Source organism: Terrabacter sp. 2TAF16, assembly GCF_052115065.1.
GTDB lineage: Bacteria > Actinomycetota > Actinomycetes > Actinomycetales > Dermatophilaceae > Terrabacter.
In genome coordinates, this window is record NZ_JBFRFZ010000035.1 from 1 (window position 1) to 3,613 (window position 3,613).

General features: G+C 67.3%; 2 protein-coding genes and 1 pseudogene. 2 read left to right on the plus strand and 1 reads right to left on the minus strand.

Translation table 11 applies throughout. From position 1 onward, the window contains the following. Window positions 1-42: 42 nt before the first annotated feature. A pseudogene (locus AB4Z14_RS21995) lies at window positions 43-1,214 on the minus strand (IS3 family transposase). Between the two features lie 239 nt (window positions 1,215-1,453). Here AB4Z14_RS21995 and AB4Z14_RS22000 point away from each other — a divergent pair. Both AB4Z14_RS22000 and AB4Z14_RS22005 read left to right on the plus strand, forming a co-directional pair. After that, window positions 1,454-1,663, plus strand: a complete 210-nt coding sequence (locus AB4Z14_RS22000) for a hypothetical protein (protein WP_442277104.1) — start codon at window positions 1,454-1,456, stop codon at window positions 1,661-1,663. 448 nt (window positions 1,664-2,111) lie between these two features. After that, entirely contained in the window at window positions 2,112-3,293 is a 1,182-nt protein-coding gene (locus tag AB4Z14_RS22005) for an IS110 family transposase (protein ID WP_442277105.1), read from the plus strand. Window positions 3,294-3,613: the final 320 nt, after the last annotated feature.

The following is a 3,613-nucleotide window of genomic DNA, read 5'->3' on the forward strand; positions in this document are numbered from 1 at the left end:
CGGGACTGCTGACGCTCTGGTTGACAGGCGTGGTGTGGGGTTTCAGGCCGCGTGTGCGGCTGCGTAGATGGTCTCAAACTCGATGGGCGTTAGTTTGCCGAGGGGTCGTTGTCGGCGTCGGCGGTGGTAGGTCCTTTCGATCCAGGTGACGATGGCCAGGCGCAGCTGTTGGCGGGTGTCCCAGCGGCGGGTGTCCAGGACGTTCTTCTGGAGCAGGGCGAAGAAGCTCTCCATGGCGGCGTTGTCGGCGCTGGAGGCGACCCGTCCCATCGACCCGAGCAGCTCGTGCCGTTCGAGCTCGTGGACGTAGCGTCGGGATCGGAACTGCGACCCTCGGTCGCTGTGGACCACGCAGCCGGCGGTGACGTCGGGGCCACCGCGGCGCGTGACGGCCATCTGGAGGGCGTCGACGGCCAGGTGAGAGGTCATCCGGTCATCGATCGAGTACCCGACGATCCGACGCGACCACGCGTCCTTGACGGCGCACAGGTACAGCTTGCCCTCGCGGGTCGGATGCTCGGTGATGTCGGTCAGCCACAGCCGGTTCGGATGCTCTGAGGTGAAGTCGCGTTCGACGCGGTCATCGTGCACCGGCGGTCCGGGCCGACGGGACTTGCCGCGTTTACGGGCGTGTAGGGACACGATCCCGGCCTGCGAGCACAGCCGCCACACCCGCCGCTCGGACACGTCGTGGCCGGCGTCGATGACTTCGTCGGCGATGAACCGGTAGCCGAAGCCCGGGTCGTCGGCGTGGACCTCGACGGCGGCGTTGGTGGCGTAGGCGTCGACGAGGTCGTGCTCGCTGACCGGCGCGACGCACCACGCGTAGAACGCCTGGCGGGAGAAGCCCAGAACCCGGCAGGTCACTGCGACGGGGATCCCGTCAGCAGCAAGGTCACGGACCAGCGGGTAGCTCATTTTGGGGACTGGCCCAGTTTCAGGTTCGCCTGGGACAGGTAGGCGGCGGCTCGGCGCAGGACCTCGTTCTCCTGTTCCAGCAACCGGTTTCGCTTCTTCAGCTCGCGAAGCTCGTCGGACTCCTGGCGTGTCGTGCCGGGTCGGATCCCGTCCTCGACGTCGGCGTTCTTGAGCCAGTTACGCAGGCAGGACTCGGAGATCCCGAAGTCCTTGGCGACCTGGCCGAGCGGGGCCTCGCCGCGCCGGGCGACGGCGATCACGTCGTCGCGGAACTCCTTGGGGTGGGCTGCAGGCATGGTGTACATCCTTCCAGCGGCGGCCTCTGTCGCCACAGGTCAGGTGTCAACCAGAGCGTCAGCAGTCCCTAGAGGACGGGATCACCTCAGCCTGCCGTTTCTGCAGGTCAACGCCGCATTAGCACGCAACGTGGCCCTGATCAGCAGTCACGACAGGACGGTATACAAGAAGACCCTCGCGGGGGAAGTCGTGAATCCGAGTTGTGCGCCCTGCTCTCCACGTGTCCATCGTGGAGGGCATGACGAATCGCAAGCCTCCAGCCGCTGGTTGGCCAGAGCCAGCGGCATTCACGAAGCGGGTGCTGGTGGAGGCCACGGCATGGAACGCCATTTGGCGTCAGTTGCCACGACCGATCCGTGCGGCCGCCAGCGTCATCCTCAGCGTCACTGTGGCTCACAGCGTCGGGCTGGACGTCTCCAACGTGCTTATTGCCCTGACCGCGCGATGATCGCCTCACAGCTTAACCTGGATCCCGGAGGCGCGTGCCAGCTCCTTGCTGAACACGCCCAGCCGAGAGGCGGCATGGGTTCCGGCTCGTTGCTCGCTCGAGGTACAAGATGTGCGCTTCCTCGAGGGCGCAAGTCTTTAAGCAACATTTCTTTGGAGGGCGCCGGCGCCGGAGGCTTCCCGGGCCCTCTCCAAGTGCTCCGCGTAAACATCCGCTATTCGGCTGCTTGTTTCATTGACGAAGGATCGGTGCCTGGCAAGGCTCGGTCCAGGCGTCCGGGCTGTCGCTCTCAATTCGGCTGCTCACCGCACTGGTGTGGCTCTCATCTGGCCTGCGCAGCCCGGACGTCGCCAGGGCCGGGAGAGGCTCAAGAGGGGTGTGCCCAAGCTCAAAGCAGCGTTGCCCTCCCAGCTCGACGACCAGTCCGATTCGAGCGAAGGAGAGCACGATGATGGAGCAACCAGCGGATCGCGTGGTGATCGGGATGGACCCGCACAAACGCTCGGTCACGATCGAGGTGATGCGGCCCGATGAGTCGATCGCAGCCGGTGGCCGCTTCGACACCGACCCGGCCGGCTACGACGCCATGCTCGAGGTGGCGCGGGCCTGGCCCAAGCGGGTGTGGGCGGTCGAGGGCTGCAACGGCATCGGGCGCCACGTCGCGTTGCGGCTGCTCGCCGACGGGGAGCAGGTCATCGACGTGCCGCCACGGCTGTCCGCGCGGGTGCGGATGTTCGCCACCGGTCAGGGCCGCAAGACCGACGCCACGGACGCGCACTCCATCGCGCTGGTCGGGGTCCGGTTGGCCGGGCTGCGGCCGGTCGTCGACGACGAGCAGCTGGCGGTGCTGCGGGTGCTGGCCGACCGTCGTCGCGCCTTGGGCGAGGACCACACCCGGATGACCTCTCAGCTGCATCACCTTCTGCTGGAACTGATTCCGGGCGGGGCGAAGAAGGACCTGTCCGCGGCGCAGGCGAAGAAGCTGCTGGCGACGGTGCGTCCGCGGGACGTCGCGGGCAAGGCCCGGCGCCGGGTCGCGGCCGAACTGGTCAGCGACCTCGAACGGATCTATGCGCGGAAGAAGGCGGCGAACAAGGAGCTGTCGCAGCTGCTCTCGGCGACCGGTACGACGTTGACCGGGCTGCACGGCATCGGCCCCTCAGGCGCGGCGCGTCTGCTCGTGGAGGTCGGGGACATCACCCGCTTCCCGGACAACAACCACTTCGCCTCCTGGACCGGCACCGCCCCGATCGACGCCTCGTCCGGGGACCACGTCCGCCACCGGCTGTCCCGGGGCGGCAACCGTCAGATCAACCGGGTGCTGCACATCATGGCCACCGTGCAGCTGCGCAACCCCACCGAAGGGCGGGCTTTCTTCGACCGCACCAAAGCCCGCGGCAAGACGTCCAATGAAGCGATGCGGCTGCTCAAGCGCAGGCTGTCCGACATCGTGTTCCGCACGATGCTTGCCGACGCGGCACGGCAGATGGCGACGGGCCCGGGAGGGCACCGGGGTGACGACTCTGACTCCAGCGCGGCCGACTCACAACCCCACACCAGCTCTTCGGACAAGCCACTTCCCGGACCCGCCACCACCCACCCTAGAACCGCGCTCCCCGCCGCGTCTTGACACAGAGGGGAGCCAACTGCGGACGCTTGCTCCCGTCGCTCCCTCGACGCAGCGGGGGCTCCGATGCTCCAAGCCGTGGTCTCATTCGCGGTCTCGTTCGCGCTTGTCCGGCGTGCGTCGGGACAGTCCATCCCGGGAACCCCTGAGCACGCGATCACCCTCGGGAACCCAGGCGAACGGTGGGTCCCAGAGCTCGAAAGCGTGTGTGGGGGTAACTCCACCGTGGGTTCAAATCCCACCGCCACCGCCAGTCACCTGCAGAAACGCCGGTTCGAGCCTCAGGGTTCGGACTGGCGTTTCTCGTCGTGGTCTCATTTGTT